Origin of the sequence: Cupriavidus lacunae (genome assembly GCF_003353055.1) — a bacterium.
GTDB lineage: Bacteria > Pseudomonadota > Gammaproteobacteria > Burkholderiales > Burkholderiaceae > Cupriavidus > Cupriavidus lacunae.
On sequence record NZ_QKWJ01000020.1, the window covers coordinates 73,861 to 91,523 of the forward strand.

18 protein-coding genes and 1 tRNA gene are annotated in these 17,663 nt (G+C 63.1%); 13 read left to right on the top strand and 6 right to left on the bottom strand.

What is annotated here, in order from left to right; genetic code table 11:
• Nucleotides 1–233 precede the first annotated feature (233 nt).
• Complete coding sequence (locus DN412_RS17670) at nucleotides 234–1,379, top strand: porin (RefSeq protein WP_244222680.1); 1,146 nt, start codon at nucleotides 234–236, stop codon at nucleotides 1,377–1,379.
• A gap of 460 nt (nucleotides 1,380–1,839) precedes the next feature.
• Here the strand turns inward: DN412_RS17670 and DN412_RS17675 are convergent, their stop codons facing one another.
• Complete coding sequence (locus tag DN412_RS17675; RefSeq protein ID WP_115212788.1) at nucleotides 1,840–3,033, bottom strand: Do family serine endopeptidase; 1,194 nt, start codon at nucleotides 3,031–3,033, stop codon at nucleotides 1,840–1,842.
• Nucleotides 3,034–3,053: 20 nt separating this feature from the next.
• Between DN412_RS17675 and DN412_RS17680 the strand changes: the two genes are divergently transcribed.
• Nucleotides 3,054–3,800, top strand: a complete 747-nt coding sequence (locus DN412_RS17680) for a Nif3-like dinuclear metal center hexameric protein (protein ID WP_115212789.1) — start codon at nucleotides 3,054–3,056, stop codon at nucleotides 3,798–3,800.
• A gap of 54 nt (nucleotides 3,801–3,854) precedes the next feature.
• Here the strand turns inward: DN412_RS17680 and mscL are convergent, their stop codons facing one another.
• A complete protein-coding gene (mscL, locus tag DN412_RS17685) occupies nucleotides 3,855–4,280 on the bottom strand; it encodes a large conductance mechanosensitive channel protein MscL (RefSeq protein ID WP_115212790.1) in 426 nt (141 codons plus the stop codon).
• A gap of 214 nt (nucleotides 4,281–4,494) precedes the next feature.
• Here mscL and petA point away from each other — a divergent pair, with 214 nt between their 5' ends.
• From petA to DN412_RS17715, 6 genes are all read left to right on the top strand, one after another.
• Nucleotides 4,495–5,112: a ubiquinol-cytochrome c reductase iron-sulfur subunit gene (gene petA, locus DN412_RS17690; RefSeq protein WP_115212791.1), complete on the top strand. Its 618-nt coding sequence runs from the start codon at nucleotides 4,495–4,497 to the stop codon at nucleotides 5,110–5,112.
• A gap of 2 nt (nucleotides 5,113–5,114) precedes the next feature.
• Nucleotides 5,115–6,518, top strand: a complete 1,404-nt coding sequence (locus DN412_RS17695) for a cytochrome b (RefSeq protein ID WP_115212792.1) — start codon at nucleotides 5,115–5,117, stop codon at nucleotides 6,516–6,518.
• Between the two features lie 37 nt (nucleotides 6,519–6,555).
• The gene (locus DN412_RS17700) at nucleotides 6,556–7,299 is read left to right on the top strand and encodes a cytochrome c1 (protein ID WP_078198090.1); all 744 of its coding nucleotides are present in this window, start codon (nucleotides 6,556–6,558) and stop codon (nucleotides 7,297–7,299) included.
• Nucleotides 7,300–7,517: 218 nt separating this feature from the next.
• Nucleotides 7,518–8,129, top strand: coding sequence for a glutathione S-transferase N-terminal domain-containing protein (locus DN412_RS17705; protein ID WP_010812311.1), 612 nt, complete (start codon nucleotides 7,518–7,520; stop codon nucleotides 8,127–8,129).
• A 57-nt stretch (nucleotides 8,130–8,186) separates the two neighbouring features.
• Complete coding sequence (locus tag DN412_RS17710; protein WP_115212793.1) at nucleotides 8,187–8,675, top strand: ClpXP protease specificity-enhancing factor; 489 nt, start codon at nucleotides 8,187–8,189, stop codon at nucleotides 8,673–8,675.
• 52 nt (nucleotides 8,676–8,727) lie between these two features.
• Nucleotides 8,728–8,803: transfer RNA gene (locus tag DN412_RS17715), tRNA-Thr, on the top strand.
• 152 nt (nucleotides 8,804–8,955) lie between these two features.
• Here the strand turns inward: DN412_RS17715 and DN412_RS17720 are convergent.
• From DN412_RS17720 to DN412_RS17730, 3 genes are read right to left on the bottom strand one after another with little or no spacing between them, the layout of a single operon-like run.
• Nucleotides 8,956–10,341 (bottom strand): ATP-binding protein, encoded by a 1,386-nt coding sequence (locus DN412_RS17720; protein WP_115212794.1) that lies wholly within the window; start codon nucleotides 10,339–10,341, stop codon nucleotides 8,956–8,958.
• The gene (locus DN412_RS17725) at nucleotides 10,317–10,982 is read right to left on the bottom strand and encodes a response regulator (RefSeq protein ID WP_115212795.1); all 666 of its coding nucleotides are present in this window, start codon (nucleotides 10,980–10,982) and stop codon (nucleotides 10,317–10,319) included. The genes DN412_RS17720 and DN412_RS17725 overlap by 25 nt, the downstream gene beginning before the upstream one ends.
• 25 nt (nucleotides 10,983–11,007) lie before the next feature.
• On the bottom strand, nucleotides 11,008–11,766 hold the full coding sequence (locus DN412_RS17730; protein WP_115212796.1) for a COG4705 family protein: 759 nt from the start codon (nucleotides 11,764–11,766) through the stop codon (nucleotides 11,008–11,010).
• Between the two features lie 516 nt (nucleotides 11,767–12,282).
• Between DN412_RS17730 and DN412_RS17740 the strand changes: the two genes are divergently transcribed.
• The 4 genes from DN412_RS17740 (at nucleotide 12,283) to DN412_RS17755 (ending at nucleotide 17,039) form a co-directional block, all read left to right on the top strand.
• Nucleotides 12,283–13,302, top strand: a complete 1,020-nt coding sequence (locus tag DN412_RS17740) for a TRAP transporter substrate-binding protein (RefSeq protein ID WP_115212797.1) — start codon at nucleotides 12,283–12,285, stop codon at nucleotides 13,300–13,302.
• A gap of 36 nt (nucleotides 13,303–13,338) precedes the next feature.
• Nucleotides 13,339–15,207 carry a TRAP transporter large permease gene (locus tag DN412_RS17745; RefSeq protein ID WP_115212798.1) on the top strand — a complete coding sequence of 623 codons (1,869 nt, stop codon included), beginning with the start codon at nucleotides 13,339–13,341 and terminating at the stop codon, nucleotides 15,205–15,207.
• A gap of 141 nt (nucleotides 15,208–15,348) precedes the next feature.
• Complete coding sequence (locus DN412_RS17750) at nucleotides 15,349–16,263, top strand: sensor histidine kinase (protein ID WP_115212799.1); 915 nt, start codon at nucleotides 15,349–15,351, stop codon at nucleotides 16,261–16,263.
• Between the two features lie 14 nt (nucleotides 16,264–16,277).
• Nucleotides 16,278–17,039: a LytR/AlgR family response regulator transcription factor gene (locus DN412_RS17755; RefSeq protein ID WP_115212800.1), complete on the top strand. Its 762-nt coding sequence runs from the start codon at nucleotides 16,278–16,280 to the stop codon at nucleotides 17,037–17,039.
• Nucleotides 17,040–17,077: 38 nt separating this feature from the next.
• On the opposite strand, the gene DN412_RS17760 is transcribed toward DN412_RS17755, so the two are convergent.
• A complete protein-coding gene (locus tag DN412_RS17760) occupies nucleotides 17,078–17,398 on the bottom strand; it encodes a 2TM domain-containing protein (protein WP_115212801.1) in 321 nt (106 codons plus the stop codon).
• On the opposite strand from DN412_RS17760, the gene DN412_RS43425 reads away from it, so the two are divergent.
• Nucleotides 17,397–17,570, top strand: coding sequence for a hypothetical protein (locus tag DN412_RS43425; RefSeq protein ID WP_161564011.1), 174 nt, complete (start codon nucleotides 17,397–17,399; stop codon nucleotides 17,568–17,570). The two genes, DN412_RS17760 and DN412_RS43425, sit on opposite strands and share 2 nt — an antisense overlap.
• Nucleotides 17,571–17,663 lie beyond the last annotated feature (93 nt).

Consider the following 17,663-nt stretch of genomic DNA (forward strand, 5'->3'; position numbering starts at 1 on the left):
GTAGGCCTTTCCGGCCTGCCAATCCCCGTTTTTGCACCAAAACGGGGATTTCTCGGTGCATTCCTGTTGCTCCCCGACAACAAAAACCGCCAGTAAGCATGGTTTACGCCGAAAAAGCCTTCTGACGGCCGGGGGGGCTGGCACATAATACGCAGCAGACGTGAAGCCAAATGCGTCGCCCAAACACTTGGGCAACCAAGATTTCCCAATCAGTTGACAAGGAAAGTGTCGATATGAAGATGAAACTGTTTGCTGCTGCCGTCGCCGCTCTGGCCGCTGGTGGCGCTTATGCCCAATCGAGCGTGACCCTGTACGGCGTGGTTGACGCTGGTATCGAATACGCGAACCACCAGCCTGGCGTGTCGGGTAGCCACGACGTCGTGCGCCTGACCTCGGGCAACATGTCCGGCAGCCGTTGGGGCCTGCGTGGTGTGGAAGACCTGGGCGGTGGCCTGAAGGGTGTCTTCGTGCTGGAAAGCGGTTTCAACGTTGACACCGGTACGTCGGCCCAAGGTGGTCGTCTGTTCGGTCGTCAGGCTTACGTTGGTCTGAACAGCCAGTGGGGTCAGCTGACCCTGGGTCGTCATCAGACCCCGCTCTACGACTTCGGCCTCCAGTTTGACCCGATGGCCATCTCCACGAACTACTCGATCACCGCTCAAGATGGTGGTTTCTCGAGCCGTGCCGACAACTCGCTGAAGTACATCGGCACGTTCGGTGGCCTGACCGCCGCGCTGCTGTACAGCCAGGGCGCCAACACCGTTGGTACGGCTAACGCCTACCAAGGCATCTCCGGCGAAGTTCCGGGCTCGTACAAGACTGGCCGTGAATACAGCGCCAGCCTGATCTATAGCGGTGGCCCGTTCTCGGTCGGCGCGGTCTTCGACGAAACCAACCTGGGCAACCCGACGGGTGCCAACACCACGCGTGCCAAGATTCAGCGCGCTTCGCTGGGTGGTACGTACGCGTTCGGCCCGGCCAAGGTGTTCGCCGGCTATCGCTACTCTCACGCCCTGGACAACGCTCTTCTGCCGGGTGGCACGCTGGCGAACGGCACTGTTGCAGCCAACGTCTCGAACCTGTACTGGCTGGGTCTGGGTTACCAGCTGACCCCGGCTCTGTCGCTGACGGGCGCGGCTTACTACCAAGACTTCCGCAACACTGGTGCTGATCCGTGGAGCTTCGTGGTGTCGACGGACTACGCTTTCTCGAAGCGTACGGACGCCTACTTCAACGTGGCCTACACGAAGAACAAGGATGGCTCGACCCTGGGCGTTTCGTCGGGTGGTCCGGGCTCCATCGCTGGCTCGGGCTTCGGCACGACCAACGGCTCGACGAACCAGTTCGGCGCCGTGGTTGGTCTGCGTCACAAGTTCTAATCTTAAGCGGGCCTCAGCCCGCTTAAGGTTGGCTTGAAAAACGCCGGCATCCGCAAGGATGCCGGCGTTTTCTTTTGTGCGACCGGGGCATGGAGGGCGGTTGCAGGCTGATTTCTGAAGTTGCCTTCGCCGTGAATGTGGACCTTGGCGTGCACCGGCGAGATGCCAGAGTGCCACGGCCGATGAGATATCTGCCTGACGCAGGGTCGAAAGCCACCGCTCCTTCACGTTCCGCAAAACGTGTCCATGCAGAAGAACTGCGCCTGGCGCCGTGCGTGCAGGGGGGAATGGCATGACTGACATGCCCCTCGCCGAAGTGGTGTGCGTTGCCATTGCCATAGCGCGCCACGTCATCTTGCCTGGCTGGGATGCCCGGCATCCGGAGGCCAGCCGCAACATCAGGTCATAAAAAAACCCGCCATGCCTGGCGGGTTTTCGCATCGAACTGGCAACGCCGGCTTCACTCTTCCTCTTCGAGCGGCAGCGCACGGCGCGGCGGCGGAGGCCGTTTGCCGATCGTCACCGTCAGGTCCGTGGGCTTGCCGCGGCGGATCACGGTCATCTTGATGTCCACGCCCGGCTTGAGCTGGGCAATCGCGTTGAGCAGCGCGGTCGTGTCCGTGATCGACGAGCCATCCACCTTGCTCAGCACATCGCCGGGTTTCACGCCTGCCTTGTCGGCCGGCCCGCCCTGGACCACGGCGGCAATCAGTGCGCCTTCCTTGGCATCGAGCCCGAAGGATTCGGCGATCTCAGGCGTCATGTCCTGCGGCTCGACCCCGATCCAGCCGCGTGTCACGCTGCCGGTGGAGATGATCGACTCCATCACCTGCTTGGCGGTCGACACCGGAATCGCAAAGCCGATCCCCAGCGAGCCGCCCGAGCGCGAGTAGATCGCCGTATTGATGCCCAGCAGGTTGCCCTGCGCATCCACCAGCGCACCGCCCGAGTTGCCCGGGTTGATGGCCGCATCGGTCTGGATGAAGTTCTCGAAGGTGTTGATGCCCAGGTGGCTGCGGCCCAGTGCCGAGACAATGCCCATGGTCACGGTCTGGCCGACGCCGAACGGGTTGCCGATGGCCAGCACCACGTCGCCGACCTTCACGTTCTCTAGCCGGCCCAGGGTGATCGCGGGCAGGTCCTTGAGCGTCACCTTGAGCACGGCCAGGTCGGTTTCCGGGTCGGAACCCACCACCTTGGCGTTGGCCTTGCGGCCGTCGGTCAGCGCGATCTCGATCTCGTCGGCACCGTCGACTACGTGGTGGTTGGTTAGAATGTAACCCTCGGCGCTGACAATGACGCCGGACCCCAGGCTGGAGACCGGTTCCTGCCGCTCGGGCAGGCGGTCGCCAAAGAAGAAGCGGAACCACGGATCCTCGGCCTGCGGGTTGGGCGAGCGCTTGTTGCCGTTCTTGCTGGTAAAGATATTGACCACCGCCGGCATGGCCTGCTGGGCGGCCTGGCTGTAAGACCCTTCGGCTGCAGGACCGGACACGTTGGGCACGACTTCCTTGAGCGCCACGATGGGCGAACCGGACTGGACCGCGACCCGCCCCCTCTGCAGCCATTCAGGCTTGAGCGTTGCCACGACGAACCAGACCGCCAGCACGACGGTGACAGCCTGGGCAAAGAACAGCCAAAAGCGCCGCAACATATTGGAGTTTTGAGCAGAAAATGAAAACAAAAGAGCTTGAATTGTACTTGAACGACCTGTTGGAAGTTTCCCGCTACAAGGACTATTGTCCGAACGGGCTGCAAGTGCAAGGTCGCTCTGAGATCACACACGTGGTGACCGGTGTGACGGCAAGCCTGGCGCTGGTCGATGCGGCGATCGAGGCGGGTGCCGACGCCATCCTCGTCCATCACGGCTACTTCTGGAAAAACGAAGATGCACGCGTGGTCGGGCAGAAGCACGCGCGCTTGAAGCGCCTGCTCGGCGCCGACGTCAATCTGTTTGCCTACCACCTGCCGCTGGACAACCACCCGGAGTTCGGCAACAACGCCCAGCTTGGCCTGCACCTCGGCTTTACCCCCACTGGCCGCTTCAGCGACGACCAGCTCGGCTGGACCGGCACGCTGCCCGCGCCGATGCCGCTCTCTGCGCTGGCTGCGCACGTTGGTGGCGTGCTTGGGCGCGAGCCGCTGGCCATTGGCGAGCCTGAGCAGATGATCCGCACCGTTGGCTGGTGCACGGGCGGGGCGCAAGGCTATTTCGATGCAGCGGTTGCCGCGGGTGTCGATGCCTACCTGAGCGGCGAAGTCTCGGAGCAGACCACGCACCTCGCGCGCGAGAGCGGCGTGGCGTATCTCGCGGCAGGCCATCACGCCACCGAGCGCTACGGCATCCGCTCACTGGGTGAGCATGTGGCCGAACGCTTTGGCCTGCGCCATACCTTTATTGATATTCCAAATCCCGTCTGATCTGACGCAAAACAAAACGGCCCCATCGGGGCCGTTTTATCTTTCGGGGTCGGATCAGCGCGTCTTCAGGCTGTCGCGGATTTCACGCAGCAGCACCACTTCCTCGGGCGGCGCGGCGGGCGGTGCTGCCGGTTCCTTGGCGCGCATCCGGTTAAAGGCACGCACCATCAGGAAGATGATGAACGCCAGAATCAGGAAGTTGACAACGATAGTCAGGAAATTGCCATAGGCAAATACAGGAACGCCGGCTTTCTTCAAGGCATCGAGCGTTGAAGGCGTGCCGGGTGGAGGATCGGCCAGCAAGATGAACATATTGGAAAAATCCAGCTTGCCGACGATACGGCCAATCACCGGCATGATCAGGTCATTCACAACAGAATCCACGATTTTGCCGAATGCCGCGCCAATGATCACGCCGACCGCGAGGTCGACGACATTGCCGCGCATGGCGAAGGTTCTGAATTCCGAGATCATGCCCATGGGGGGTTCTCCTTCTTGTGACTAGCGATGAACGGCTTCAAGCTCGAAGCCTGCCGCATCACTGACCGGAACGCAAGCACGCACGCCGCTTTCCGGATTGCATGTCCGATAATCGCGCATGGTCGTGGCATTTTCTGCCTATCTAGTGCGCAGGTGTCTAAGGTACACTTTATGGTTGACGCAAAATCTAAATTGACTTCCCCTGGGGTTTGGAATGAGTGACCAGCAAGACGTGAAGAGCGTGGATAAAGGTCGCCGCAATTGGTTGATCGCGACATCCGTCGCTGGCGGCGTCGGAGGCGTAGCGGTAGCGGTTCCTTTCGTCAGTACTTTTGCACCATCGGAGAAGGCCAAAGCCGCGGGTGCCCCGGTCGAGGCGGATATCGGCGCGCTCAAACCGGGCGAGATGATGACCGTCGAATGGCGCGGCAAGCCTGTCTGGATTCTGAAGCGGACCGAGGAAATGCTCGCGTCGCTGAAGAAGACGGATGGCGAAGTGGCCGACCCGAATTCCGACGTGCCATTCACCATGAAGACCCCTGAGTACTGCAAGAACGAAACCCGTTCCCGTGCAGACCACAAGGATCTCCTGGTCGTGGTGGGCATCTGTTCCCACCTTGGCTGTTCGCCTTCCGGCCCCTTCGCTTCAGGCGCCAATCCCCAACTCGGCACCGATCCCGGTTTCCTCTGCCCCTGCCATGGCTCGACCTTCGACCTGGCCGGCCGTGTCTTCAAGAACAAACCGGCTCCGCAAAATCTTGACGTACCCCCCTACCAGTTCCTGACCGATACCAAGATCGTGATCGGCAAGGACGAGAAAGGAGAAGCTTGATCATGGCGGCCGAAAAACAAGTCAAGACGACCGGCCTGCTGGGCTGGATCGACGCCCGCTTCCCCGCAACCCAACTGTGGGAAGACCACCTCTCCAAGTACTACGCACCGAAGAACTTCAACTTCTGGTACTTCTTCGGCTCGCTGGCGCTGCTGGTGCTGGTCATCCAGATCGTTACCGGCATCTTCCTGGTGATGAACTACAAGCCGGACGGCACGCTGAACGCCGCCGGCATTCCCGTGGCCTTCGCCAGCGTGGAATACATCATGCGCGAAGTCCCCTGGGGCTGGCTGGTGCGCTACATGCACTCCACCGGCGCCTCGGCCTTCTTCGTCGTGGTCTACCTGCATATGTTCCGGGGCCTGCTCTACGGTTCGTACCGCAAGCCGCGCGAACTGGTCTGGATCTTCGGCTGCCTGATCTTCCTGTGCCTGATGGCCGAAGCCTTCATGGGCTACCTGCTGCCATGGGGCCAGATGTCGTACTGGGGCGCCCAGGTGATCGTGAACCTGTTCTCGGCGATTCCCGTGATCGGCCAGGACCTGTCGCTGTTCATCCGCGGTGACTACGTGGTGAGCGATGCAACGCTGAACCGCTTCTTCTCGTTCCACGTCATCGCCGTGCCGCTGGTGCTGCTGGGCCTGGTCGTTGCCCACATCATCGCGCTGCACGAAGTGGGTTCGAACAACCCGGACGGCGTCGAGATCAAGGCCAAGAAGGACGAGAACGGCGTGCCCCTGGATGGCATTCCTTTCCACCCGTACTACTCGGTGCACGACACGCTGGGCGGGGCCGGCTTCCTGATGATTTTCTCGGCCGTGATCTTCTTCTTCCCGGAAGTGGGCGGCTATTTCCTGGAAGCCAACAACTTCTTCCCGGCTGATCCGCTCAAGACCCCGCCGCATATCGCGCCGGTCTGGTACTTCACGCCGTTCTACTCGATGCTGCGCGCCACCACGTCGAACTTCCTGCCGATCCTGTGGGTGTTCTTCGCGCTGGTGCTCGGCATGGTGTTCCTGCGCAGCAAGGATGCGCGCGTGAAGGTCGGTGCCATCGCCATCGCCGTGATCCTGGCCGTGGGCTTCTACTTCATCGACGCCAAGTTCTGGGGCGTGCTGGTGATGGGCGGCTCGGTCGTGATCCTGTTCTTCATGCCGTGGCTCGACTGCTCGCCGGTGAAGTCCATCCGCTATCGTCCCGCCTTCCACAAGACCATCCTGATCGTCTTCGTGGTGGTGTTCCTGGTCCTCGGCTACCTCGGTGTGCAACCGCCGTCGCCGGTTGGTGAAAAGGTGTCGCAGCTCGGTACCCTGCTGTACTTCGCCTTCTTCCTGACCATGCCGCTGTGGAGCCGTGCCGGCGAGTTCAAGCCGGTGCCGGAGCGCGTCACGTTCCATCCGCACTGAGCGAAGCGCGAACCCGACAAGAGGACAAGGACACAAGATGAAAAAGCTGCTTTCGATCTTCGCGCTGGCCGGCGCCTGCTTTGCCGCCGCACCTGCCATGGCATCCGAGGGGGGCTTCCCCCTTGAGCCGGCACCGGTGAACACTGCCGACCTGTCGTCGCTGCAGCGCGGCGCCAAGCTGTTCGTCAACTACTGCCTGAACTGCCACGGCGCATCGATGATGCGCTACAACCGGCTCAAGGACATCGGCCTGACCGACGACCAGATCCGCGAAAACCTGCTGTTCAGCGCGGACAAGGTTGGCGAGACCATGACCATCGCCATGCAGCCGAAGGAAGCCAAGGCCTTCTTCGGCGCGCAGCCGCCGGACCTGTCGGTGATCGCCCGCGCCCGCGGCGACGACTGGCTCTACACCTACCTGCGCACGTTCTACCGTGACGACAGCCGCGCCACCGGCTGGAACAACCTGGTGTTCCCGAGCGTCGGCATGCCGCACGTGCTGTGGGAACTGCAGGGCCAGCGCGCCGCCAAGTTCACGGAAGTGGAACAGCACGGCGAGAAGGTGCACAAGTTTGCCGGCTTCGAGCAACTGAGCCCGGGCAAGCTGAGCAAGGTCGAGTACGACCAGGCCGCCGCTGACCTGGTCGGTTTCCTGGACTGGATGGCCGAGCCCGCGCAGAACCACCGCAAGCGCCTGGGCGTCTGGGTGCTGATGTTCCTGGGCGTGTTCACCGTCTTTGCCTGGCGCCTGAACGCCGCGTACTGGAAGGACGTGAAGTAAGCCGTGCCAGCGGCCCGAACCCGGGCCCTGACAGGACAAAGGCCAGGAGTGGCCGCTGCGAAAGCAGCGCCGCTCCTGGCTTTTTTACTTGGGAGCGTGCAGAACGTCACCAGGAAAGTGCGCCATTTGCCATAAATTTGCTTTCTGGTGATGGACTTTGGCAGAATGTCAGACCTTACTGTCCGACCCTGCTTCGGCTAAGCCCAAGGAATCCAACCATGATGGTGTTGTATTCGGGTACGACTTGCCCGTTTTCCCAACGTTGCCGCCTTGTCCTGTTTGAAAAGGGCATGGACTTTGAAATCCGCGACGTAGACCTGTTCAATAAGCCCGAAGATATTTCGGTGATGAACCCGTACGGCCAGGTGCCCATCCTGGTCGAGCGCGACCTCATCCTGTATGAGTCGAACATCATCAACGAATACATCGACGAGCGCTTCCCGCACCCGCAGCTGATGCCGGCCGACCCGGTGCAGCGTGCCCGCGCCCGCCTGTTCCTGTTCAACTTCGAAAAGGAACTGTTCACCCACGTCTACACGCTGGAGAACGAAAAGGGCAAGGCCGCGGAGAAGAACCACGAACGCGCCCGCGCCGCGATCCGCGACCGCCTGACGCAGCTCGCGCCGATCTTCGTCAAGAACAAGTACATGCTGGGCGAAGAGTTCTCGATGCTCGACGTCGCCATCGCGCCGCTGCTGTGGCGCCTGGACCACTACGGCATCGAGCTGTCGAAGAACGCCGCGCCGCTGCTGAAGTATGCTGAACGCATTTTCAGCCGTCCCGCGTACATCGAAGCGCTCACCCCGTCGGAAAAGGTGATGCGCCGCTAAGCGGCACCGGCCCGAGCGCATCCGCCCTCGGGCCATCGCGGCGCCATTGGAAGCACAATGTCTGAAACCTCCACCAAGCCCTACCTGATCCGCGCCATCTATGAATGGTGCACGGACAACGGCTTCACGCCGTACATCGCCGTCTTCGTCGACGCCAACACCAGCGTGCCGCGCGAGTTCGTCAAGAACAACGAGATCGTGCTCAACGTCAGCTTCGACGCCACCAGCGGCCTGGACATGGGTAACGAGTGGATTACCTTCAGCGCACGCTTCGGCGGCATCTCGCGCAAGATCGACGTCCCCGTCGAGAACGTGCTGGCCATCTACGCCCGTGAGAACGGGCAGGGCATGGCCTTCCCGGTCGAACGCAGCGTGCCGGAAACCCAGGCCGCCACCGAGCGTGAGAACAACCCGCCGCCCAAGCTGGCCCCGGTGGAAGCCGAGACCTCGGCCAGCACCACCAGCACCGACTCCGGCGACGACGACACGCCACCCCCGGTGCCCCGCATCGGCGGCAAGAAGCCCGCACTGAAAGTGGTGAAGTAAGCCATCCCAAAACGGACCGCAATGCAGTAGAATCGCGGTCTGCACCAGACATGCCGGCTTAGCTCATCAGGTAGAGCAGTTGATTTGTAATCATCAGGTGGCGGGTTCGAGTCCTGCAGCCGGCACCAGAATTTGAAGGGGTTGCGCGAAGTCTGCGCGACCCCTTTTGCATTTGAGGCACCCATCGCCAAGATGCCTTCCGGCACCCGGAAGACAATCCTCCGCAAGATCAGCTTGCCGGCCACGCGCGATTGCAGAACTTGGCGCAAAGCCAGTGTATCTAACCGGCCTGCGATTCAGCCGCCTGGTACGGGCCCTTCACTGGAATCAGGACAGCCACACTCAAGCCTGTCTGGAGCCCTTCGTCAGAGAAGCCCAGGCGAATATCCGCGCCGATGCGCTTCGCAATTGTCCGGACTATGAAAAGCCCCAGGCCTGAACCGACCTGCGCGCTGCCAAGCGTGCGGTAGAAGGGGTCAAAAACCCGATCCCGTTCGGCCAAAGGGATGCCCGGCCCGGTGTCCTGAATGCGCAGCACGGTACACCCTTCTGCCGAGCTGACTGAAAGATCCACCCGGCCACCCTGCGGGGTATAGCGGATGGCGTTGTCGACCAGGTTCCTGACCACGGCGATCAGGTCCAGCTCACTCGCCCACACCCGAGCGTCTTGCGCGCCCTCGACACCGATGTCGATCTGCTTTGCCTCGGCCAACGGCATGAGGTCCTCCAGAACACGGCGGTAGATGGCCTGGATGGATACCGGCGACGTCGGCAATTCGGCAGGCGATTGCACCCTGGCCAAAGTCAGGAGCTGATCCAGCAGGCTCCTGCCGCGTTCGATGCCCTGGCGCAGCACGTTCAGTCGTGCACGCGCCGCGCCGGACATTTCCGCTTCCGCCAGTCGTTCCGCTTGCAGCGACAACGCCGTCAGGGGTGAGCGCAACTCGTGCGCGGCATCCGCGACAAAGCGGCGCTGGGTGTCCATCGACTGCGCAACGCGGGCGAGCAGGCGGTTGATCGCCACCACAAACGGACGCACCTCCGAGGGAAGGCGGCGGTCGTCGATGGGGTGCAGCTCTTGCTCGGCACGCTGGTCGATTTCCCTGGAGAGCGCGGCAATAGGCTGGAACATCTTGCGCACCAGGTCGGCGACGATCAGCAGCAGGAGCGGCACGAGGATCAGGAAGGGTGTCACGGTACGCAGGGCGCTTTCGCGCGCAATCTGATCCCGGAAGCCGGACTCCTGCGCTACCGCAATGCGCTCGCCGGCGGTGGTTGTCCCGACCAGTACACGGAAGGTCTCGCCGCCGACGTCCAGCGTGTGCAGACCATCCGTCAGCGTCGCGGGCAGGGGTAACAGCCCGCCGGCATCCACGCCTGTCTGTGACCCCTTGCCGTCGCCCAGGCGCTGGACGATCACACGCGATTCCTCGTTGCTTTCCTTGAGGCCAGCATCTGTGGGCGCGGGGGCAGGCGACAGGTGCTGCTGGCGCATCAGCCACGCGACCTGGCGCAAGACATCATCTTGCAACTCGTGCGCCTCATCGAAGGCGGACATGAACGAGAAGATGCCCGCCACGACAGCAACGACCACAATCGCGGCAGCCAGGGTGAAGGACAGTTTGATCTGGACCGACGCGTTCAGGCGCCCTTTGAGACCATCCATCCCACCCCCCTGACGTTCTTGATGACCTCGCTGCCCAGCTTGCGTCGCAGCGCGTGGATCAGATATTCGACGGCATTGCTTTCGACCTCTTCTCCCCAGCCGTAGATGCGATCCTCCAGCTCGCTGCGTGACAGGATGGCCCCTGGTCGTATCAACAAGGCCTGCAGGAGCGCGAACTCACGGTTGGAAAGCTGTATGGGTGCCTCACTGCCCACCGACGCCTGCCGCGTGGCCGGATCAAGTGAGACCGCGCCATTGCTGAGGACAGGCGCGGCGCTGCCTCCCTTGCGCCGCAGCACGGCACGCATCCGCGCGAACAGTTCCGCAATCTCAAAGGGCTTGAGGACGTAATCGTCGGCCCCCCCATCCAGGCCGCGCAAACGGTCATCCAGTTCATCGCGAGCCGTGATGATGAGCAAGGGAACGGGGTTGCCCCTGGCCCGAATGCTGGTCAGCACGTCCAGGCCGTCCTTGCCTGGCAAGCCAAGGTCGAGCAGCACCAGGTCATAGTGCTGGCAGTCCAGTGTGGCGAGGGCGGCCTGGCCATTGCTTACCCAGTCAGCCGCATAAGACGCATCCTTCAATGCGCCCTGGATCGCTTCACCAATCATGGGATCGTCTTCGACCAGCAAGACCCGCATGCCGCCTCCCTTCAATCTTCGTCGTTCAATGCGCCGTTCGCGCTGCGCGCTGCCTGAACAGCAGGATACCGGTCAGGATGAAGGCAAAAAGCGCAGCCGACGCGGAATAGCGGCTCAGCGCCAGACCTCCGGCGTTCAGAGGCTTGTCCAGGAAGTCACCGACCACGGCACCCAGCGGGCGGGTCAGGATGAACGCCGCCCAGAACAGAAGAGTACGGGATACACGGGTCCAGTAGCAGGCCGCCACGATCAAGGCCAGCAAGCCGCCAAAGACGATGGCCGCGCCGGTGTAGCCCAGGCCCGCCGTATCGGCGGTCCAGTCGCCGAGTGCCGTGCCCAATGTCTGGGAGAACATGATCGTTACCCAATAGAACGCCTCCGCCCTGGGCGAGCTGACCGTGCTCACCGACACGGAGCCAAGGGTACGATGCCAGACAAAGAGCGAGCCGAGCAGCATCGCCAGCAGCAATCCCGAGCCGCCGGCGTACCCGATGCCGAGCGAGCGGTCGGCAAAATCGGCCAGCGTCGTGCCCACCGTGGTGGTCGCGATAATCGTGGTCCAGTACAGGAAGGGATGGAACCGCCTGGCTCTGATCTGCGCGATCACGGCGGCCAGGAATATCGCTGCGAAGATGCCCGTGCCGACCAGATAACCCAGGTTCATTGACATCGAGACGGCATCGCCGCCGGTTTCGCCGAGCGTGGTGGCGGCGATCTTGATCAGCCAGAACCCCAGCGTGACTTCGGGGACTTTGGCCAGGGCGTGTTCTGTGGATGTTTTCATAGGAGCTCGCGCTAGTTGGTCAGGGAAGAGGCTACGCAGGCAGACTTAGCTGGCACTGAGCCAGGCAGCCTCGTCTTGGTACGGCCCCTCGGGCAACGACACGGCGTGCTTCATTAGCCGCTCGCAGAATGTCCGGCGCGGCAATGTCCCAGTCTTCATCACGGATCGCGGCAAACCGGCGCATGTGCTGTTGAGCTTCGGGGCGTATCAGAGGTGCATGCGCGCGGCGTTTGCAGCGGGAAAGCGAATGTGCTGCACGGATCTGCTGAAACGGCTGCACGTGTGCCGCATTTCACCGTGATACGTTCAGCCATGGTCCACAACAGCCGCATTCCGATTCCGATGCAACGACGCAAACGATCGAGGGGCACGTCATGAGGCTGGCGCAGCGCAGCCTAAGCAGCCCCGAAGCGGGCGTACACCTGCCTGACTATGACCGCCGCCGCCTGTCGCGCGGTGCGGACGCACTGCAGTCCTGCTGAGCCACACCCCTGACGAAGAGGAGACAACCACATCATGGCCAAGCTGTTTACCCGCCGAGAGTTCGGCGCGCTCGCCGCCACAGGCCTCGCGCTGGCACTGCCGGTGCGCAGGGGGCTCGCCCAGAACGCCACCCTCAAGCTCAAGTACGGCACGGCATTCCCGGCAGACCATCCGGGCACGCTTCGCCTCCGCGAGGCCGCCGAGGGCATCCGCCAGGACACCCGCGGCAAGGTGGACCTGCAGGTCTATCCCAACAGCCAGTTTGGCAGCGAGCCGGACATGATCTCGCAGACGCTGGCCGGCGCGATCGATTTCATGTCGACCGCCAGCACCAACCTGCAGACGCGGGTGCCGGCCGCCAGCATCAATGGTGTGGCCTTCGCCTTCAAGGACTACGCCACGGTCTGGGCGGCCATGGATGGCGGGCTGGGTGCCTACGTGCGCGGCTTGCTCAGCAAGGTGAACCTGCATGTCTTCGACAAATGCCTGGACAACGGCTATCGCAACATCACGTCGGCTATCCGGCCGGTGAACACGCCGGCCGACCTGAAAGGGTTCAAGATCCGTGTCCCGGTGATTCCGCTCTGGGTGTCGATGTTCAAGACGCTTGGCGCCTCGCCGACGGTGATACCGTTCGCGGACCTCTACTCCGCGCTGCAGACCCACGTGGTAGATGGCCAGGAGACGCCGCTGTCGCTGATCCGCAGCGGCAAGCTCTATGAAGTGCAGAAATTCTGCTCGATGACCGCGCATACCTGGGACGGGCACTTCATCTTCGGCAACGCCAGGAAATTCCAGACGCTGCCGCGCGAGGTGCAGGCGTCCCTGACCACCCGCTTCACGGCCGCGGCGCTGAAGCAACGCGAGGACATCGCGCGCGTCGACGTGGAGGCGCGCGCGGAGATGACCCGGCTCGGCATCACGTTCAACCAGCCCGACCCCGCGCCGTTTCGCAAACTGCTGCAACAAGCGGGCTTCTATGCGGAGTGGCGCAGGAAGTACGGCGAGGAGGCCTGGCAGATGCTGGAAAAGTACACCGGGCCGCTGGTCTAGCCACCAGCCATTTGCAGAACAACAAGGAGAACAGCGATGGATGACACCGCCTGGCCCCAGGCTAATCCTGCCCGACTGCCCGCTACCGCCAGTGCACGCTGGGGCCAGGTGCTGGCCTGCGTGGTCGAGGTGCCGGCCGCGCTGATTGTCGTGGCCGAAGCCCTGATTCTCGGGGGCGGCGCATTTGCGCGCTATGCGCTGCACGCGCCGCTGCCATGGACCGACGAGGTGGCCAGCCTGCTCTTCGTCTGGCTGGCAATGTTTGGCGCCATCATCGCGCTGCAGCGCGGGGCGCATATGCAGCTCACCACCTTTATCAAAAACCAGCCGCCGCGCAAGCGCGCATGGCTGGATGCGTTTGGCATGTGGATGGTGGTGGCGTTCCTGTTGCTGCTGTTGCAGCCTGCATGGGAGCACCTAGCCGAACACCGGGGCGTGCAGATGCCTACCCTGGAGATCAGCGAAGCCTGGCGTGCCGGCGCGATCCTTGCCGGGACCGTGCTGATGCTCGTGACCGCCGTCATCCGCCTGCTGTCGTGCGCCAGCCTCAGACAGACGGCGGTAAGCGGCCTGGCGGCTGCGCTTGGTGCTGGCGCGTTGTGGCTGCTCTCGCCGGTACTGACGGACCTGGGCAACGCCAACCTGGTGATCTTCTTCCTGTTGATGCTCGGCGGCTGCGTTGCTATCGGCGTGCCGATTGCCTTTGCCTTCGGGCTTGCCACACTGTGCTACCTGGTGCTGTCCACGGCTACGCCGCTGTCCATCATCCCGAACCGGATGCAGGAGGGCATGTCGCACATGATCCTGCTGGCGGTGCCGTTGTTCATCTTTCTGGGCGGGCTGATTGAAATGACGGGCCTGGCGCGGGCGATGATCCAGTTCCTGGCCGGACTGATCGGCCACCTGCGCGGCGGGCTGCAGTATGTGCTGCTGGGGGCGATGTACATCGTTTCGGGCATCTCCGGATCAAAGGCGGCCGACATGGCCGCGGTGGCGCCCGCACTGTTCCCGGAGATGAAGCAGCGGGGGGCGAAGGACGGCGACCTGATCGGGCTGCTGTCGGCGTCGGGGGCGATGTCGGAGACGATTCCGCCCAGCATCGTGCTGATCACCGTGGGTTCGGTGACGGGCGTATCGATTACCTCGCTGTTCATCGGCGGGCTGATGCCGGCCCTCGTCGGGCTGGTGATGATGGCGCTCGTGGTCTGGTGGCAGACGCGCAAGGAAGACATGCGCGGCGTCGCGCGGCCATCGCGGCGGGCGCTGCTGAGGCTGCTGGTGGTGGCACTGCCGGCGCTTGCGCTGCCGGTCATCATCCGCACGGCGGTGGTTGAGGGCGTGGCGACGGCTACCGAGGTGTCGACCATCGGCATCTTCTATGCGGCGCTAGCCGGAGTGCTGGTGTACCGACAGTTCGACTACCGCCGGATTTATCCGATCCTGCTCAATACCGCGGCATTGTCCGGCGCGATCCTGCTGATCGTCGGCTGCGCTACCGCCATGGCATGGGCGCTGACGCAGTCGGGCTTCGCGCAGGACCTGGTCCGCATCATGTCCGCGGTGCCGGGAGGGAAGTCAGGCTTCCTGCTGGTATCGGCACTGGCCTTTATTGTGCTCGGCAGCCTGCTGGAAGGGATTCCGGCGATCGTGCTGTTCGGGCCGCTGCTCTTCCCCATCGCCAGGCTTGTTGGCGTGCATGAGGTGCATTACGCGATGGTCGTGATCTTTGCGATGGGACTGGGCTTGTTTGCGCCGCCATTCGGGGTGGGGTTCTATGCGGCCTGTGCGATCGGGCGGGTATCGCCGGATGTGGCCATGCCGCGTGTCTGGCCACATATGGCGGCATTGTTCATCGCGCTGTTGCTGTTGACGTTGGTGCCGTGGTTTTCGATTGGTTTTTTGTGAGGAGTACGGCGTCGCCAACTGGCGCTGGCGCCGGATTTCCTGCGATTCGCGCCGCTGATCTGCCGGCTCCCCCCAATGTCGTATCAGCACCCGGCAACGCGGTGGTAATCTCGCGGCATCTCCGCCCGCATCCACCTGCCCGTGCATACCCCAGACTCCCGCATCTGGCGATCCGCCCCCGAACAGCGTGCCTATGAAGACGCCCGCCGGCGCGTGCGCGCGCTGCGCTTCTTCTACATGCACGCCATGCTCTACGTGGCGGTCAATGCATTGCTGATCGGCTTCCACCTGCTGGGATCGCCGCAGCGCCCGTGGTCCGGCGGGCCGCTTGTGGGCTGGGGCATCGGACTGGCCATGCACGGCGTCATGACCTGGGGCCGCGTCGGCCTGCTCGGGCGACAGTGGGAAGAACGCAAGATCGCCGAGTACATGGCGCAGGAACAGGTGCGCACGCTGTCGACGGAGAAGCAACTGGTCGAAGCCCGCATGCGCCTGCTGCAGGCCCAGATCGAACCGCACTTCCTGTTCAACACCCTGGCCAACGTGGTCAGCCTGATCGAGCCCGCGCCGCAGAAGGCCACGCTGATGCTGGAGCATTTCATCGCCTACCTGCGCGCATCGCTGGCAGCTAGCCGCGCCACACAAGGCACGGTGGCGCAGGAAGCGAAGCTTCTGCGCGACTATCTGGCACTGATCCGGATCCGCATGGGTGACCGGCTGCGCTACTCGGTCGATGTCGACCCGGAACTTGAGCTGATGCCGCTGGCGCCGATGTTGCTGCAGCCCGTGGTCGAGAATGCGATCAAGCACGGGCTGGAGCCGAAGATCGAAGGCGGGCGGCTGCAGGTCCGGCTGGAGCGGCGCGGCCCGCGCATGCTGGCGACCATCGAGGACGATGGCATGGGCTTCCGCCCCTCGGCCGGCGCCGGCGTCGGGCTTTCGAACCTGCGTGAACGGCTGGCCGTACTGTATGACGGCGATGCCCATGTGCGAATCGAAGAGCGTGCGCCGGGCACTGCCGTGCTGATCGACATCCCGCTGCCGCGCCAATCCTGATACGGAGACGCCCCATGACGCCCACCGCCCTGATTGCCGACGATGAAGAGCACCTGCGCGCGTATCTGCGCGGCAAGCTGCAACGCCTTTGGCCGGAGTTGCAGATCGTCGCCGAGGCGACCAACGGTATTGAAGCCGCCGACGCCATCGCAAGGCTATCGCCGAGTGTTGCCTTCCTCGACATCAAGATGCCCGGCCTGTCCGGCCTGGAAGTGGCGCAAGGCATTGAAGCCGATACGCGGCTGGTGTTCGTCACGGCCTATGACGAATTCGCGCTCGATGCGTTTGAACGCGCCGCAGTCGACTACCTGGTCAAGCCGGTCAGCGAGGAACGGCTTAGCCGCACCATCGAACGGCTGCGCAAGGCGTTGCAGGAAGCGGCGCCGCTGCCCGAACTGGCCCAGCTGCTGAACCAGCTCACACGCGCCCAGCCGCGCGCGGAAAGCGGTGGCCAGCTGCGCTGGGTACGCGCCAGCCGCGGCAATACCACCAGCCATGTGCCAATCCAGGAGGTGATGTACTTCCAGAGCGATGACAAGTACGTGGTCGTGCATACCCGCGAGGGCGAACACCTGATCCGCACGCCGCTGGCGGAGTTGATCGCCGGTCTCGATGCGGAGGTGTTCTGGCAGATCCACCGCTCGTCCATCGTCAATATGGAGTTCGTGGCCGGCACGCGCCGTGATGAGTCGGGACGGCTCTTTGTCAGGATGCGCGACAGCGATGCCGAGCTGCCGGTATCGCGCGCCTACATGCACCGGTTCCGGCAGATGTAAGAGCGCCAGCGGCGCCACTGCGCCGCTGGCAGAGGGAACTACTGGCGATCCATGAATTCCTGGATCTTGCGCTGTTCCCAGTCACGCCCGCGGCGCGACAGCCGCGTCCAGACCAGCAACCCATGCACGGTCAGTCCCAGGCCCCAGGCCAGGGTAGTGGTCAGCGGCCACGGCCAGCCCGTAGTGGAGTAATGCGACCACGCCGGCGAGGGAAAGTAGAAGAAGCGCAACCAAAGCCAGGCATTGACGACAGCGTAGACCAGCAGGTGGATGTACCAGCCGCGCAGGGCACGCACCATGCGGCGCGCGCGCCAGTAGGCCATGGCGTTGGGGTCGTTGGGCGGGAAGGCGTGGGGCATGGGATACCTCGTCATGAAGTTCGTTGTCATGCGTAAGGTAGGGCACCACAAAGAGCAGTACCAGGCCTATGGGGCGAATCGACGGATTTCGTTCGCCGGTGTGCGCCCGGATAGCGTGAATGTCGGCGGCTCCGACACCTCTATGACCCCCGACTTGCTGAAGTCCGGTTAGCTTTGCCTCTGCCGCCGGGAATACCCGCATAGGAAAAGCCCGCTCGTTGATCATAATCATAGTAATTATGATCATAAATACGAAGCAATGGAC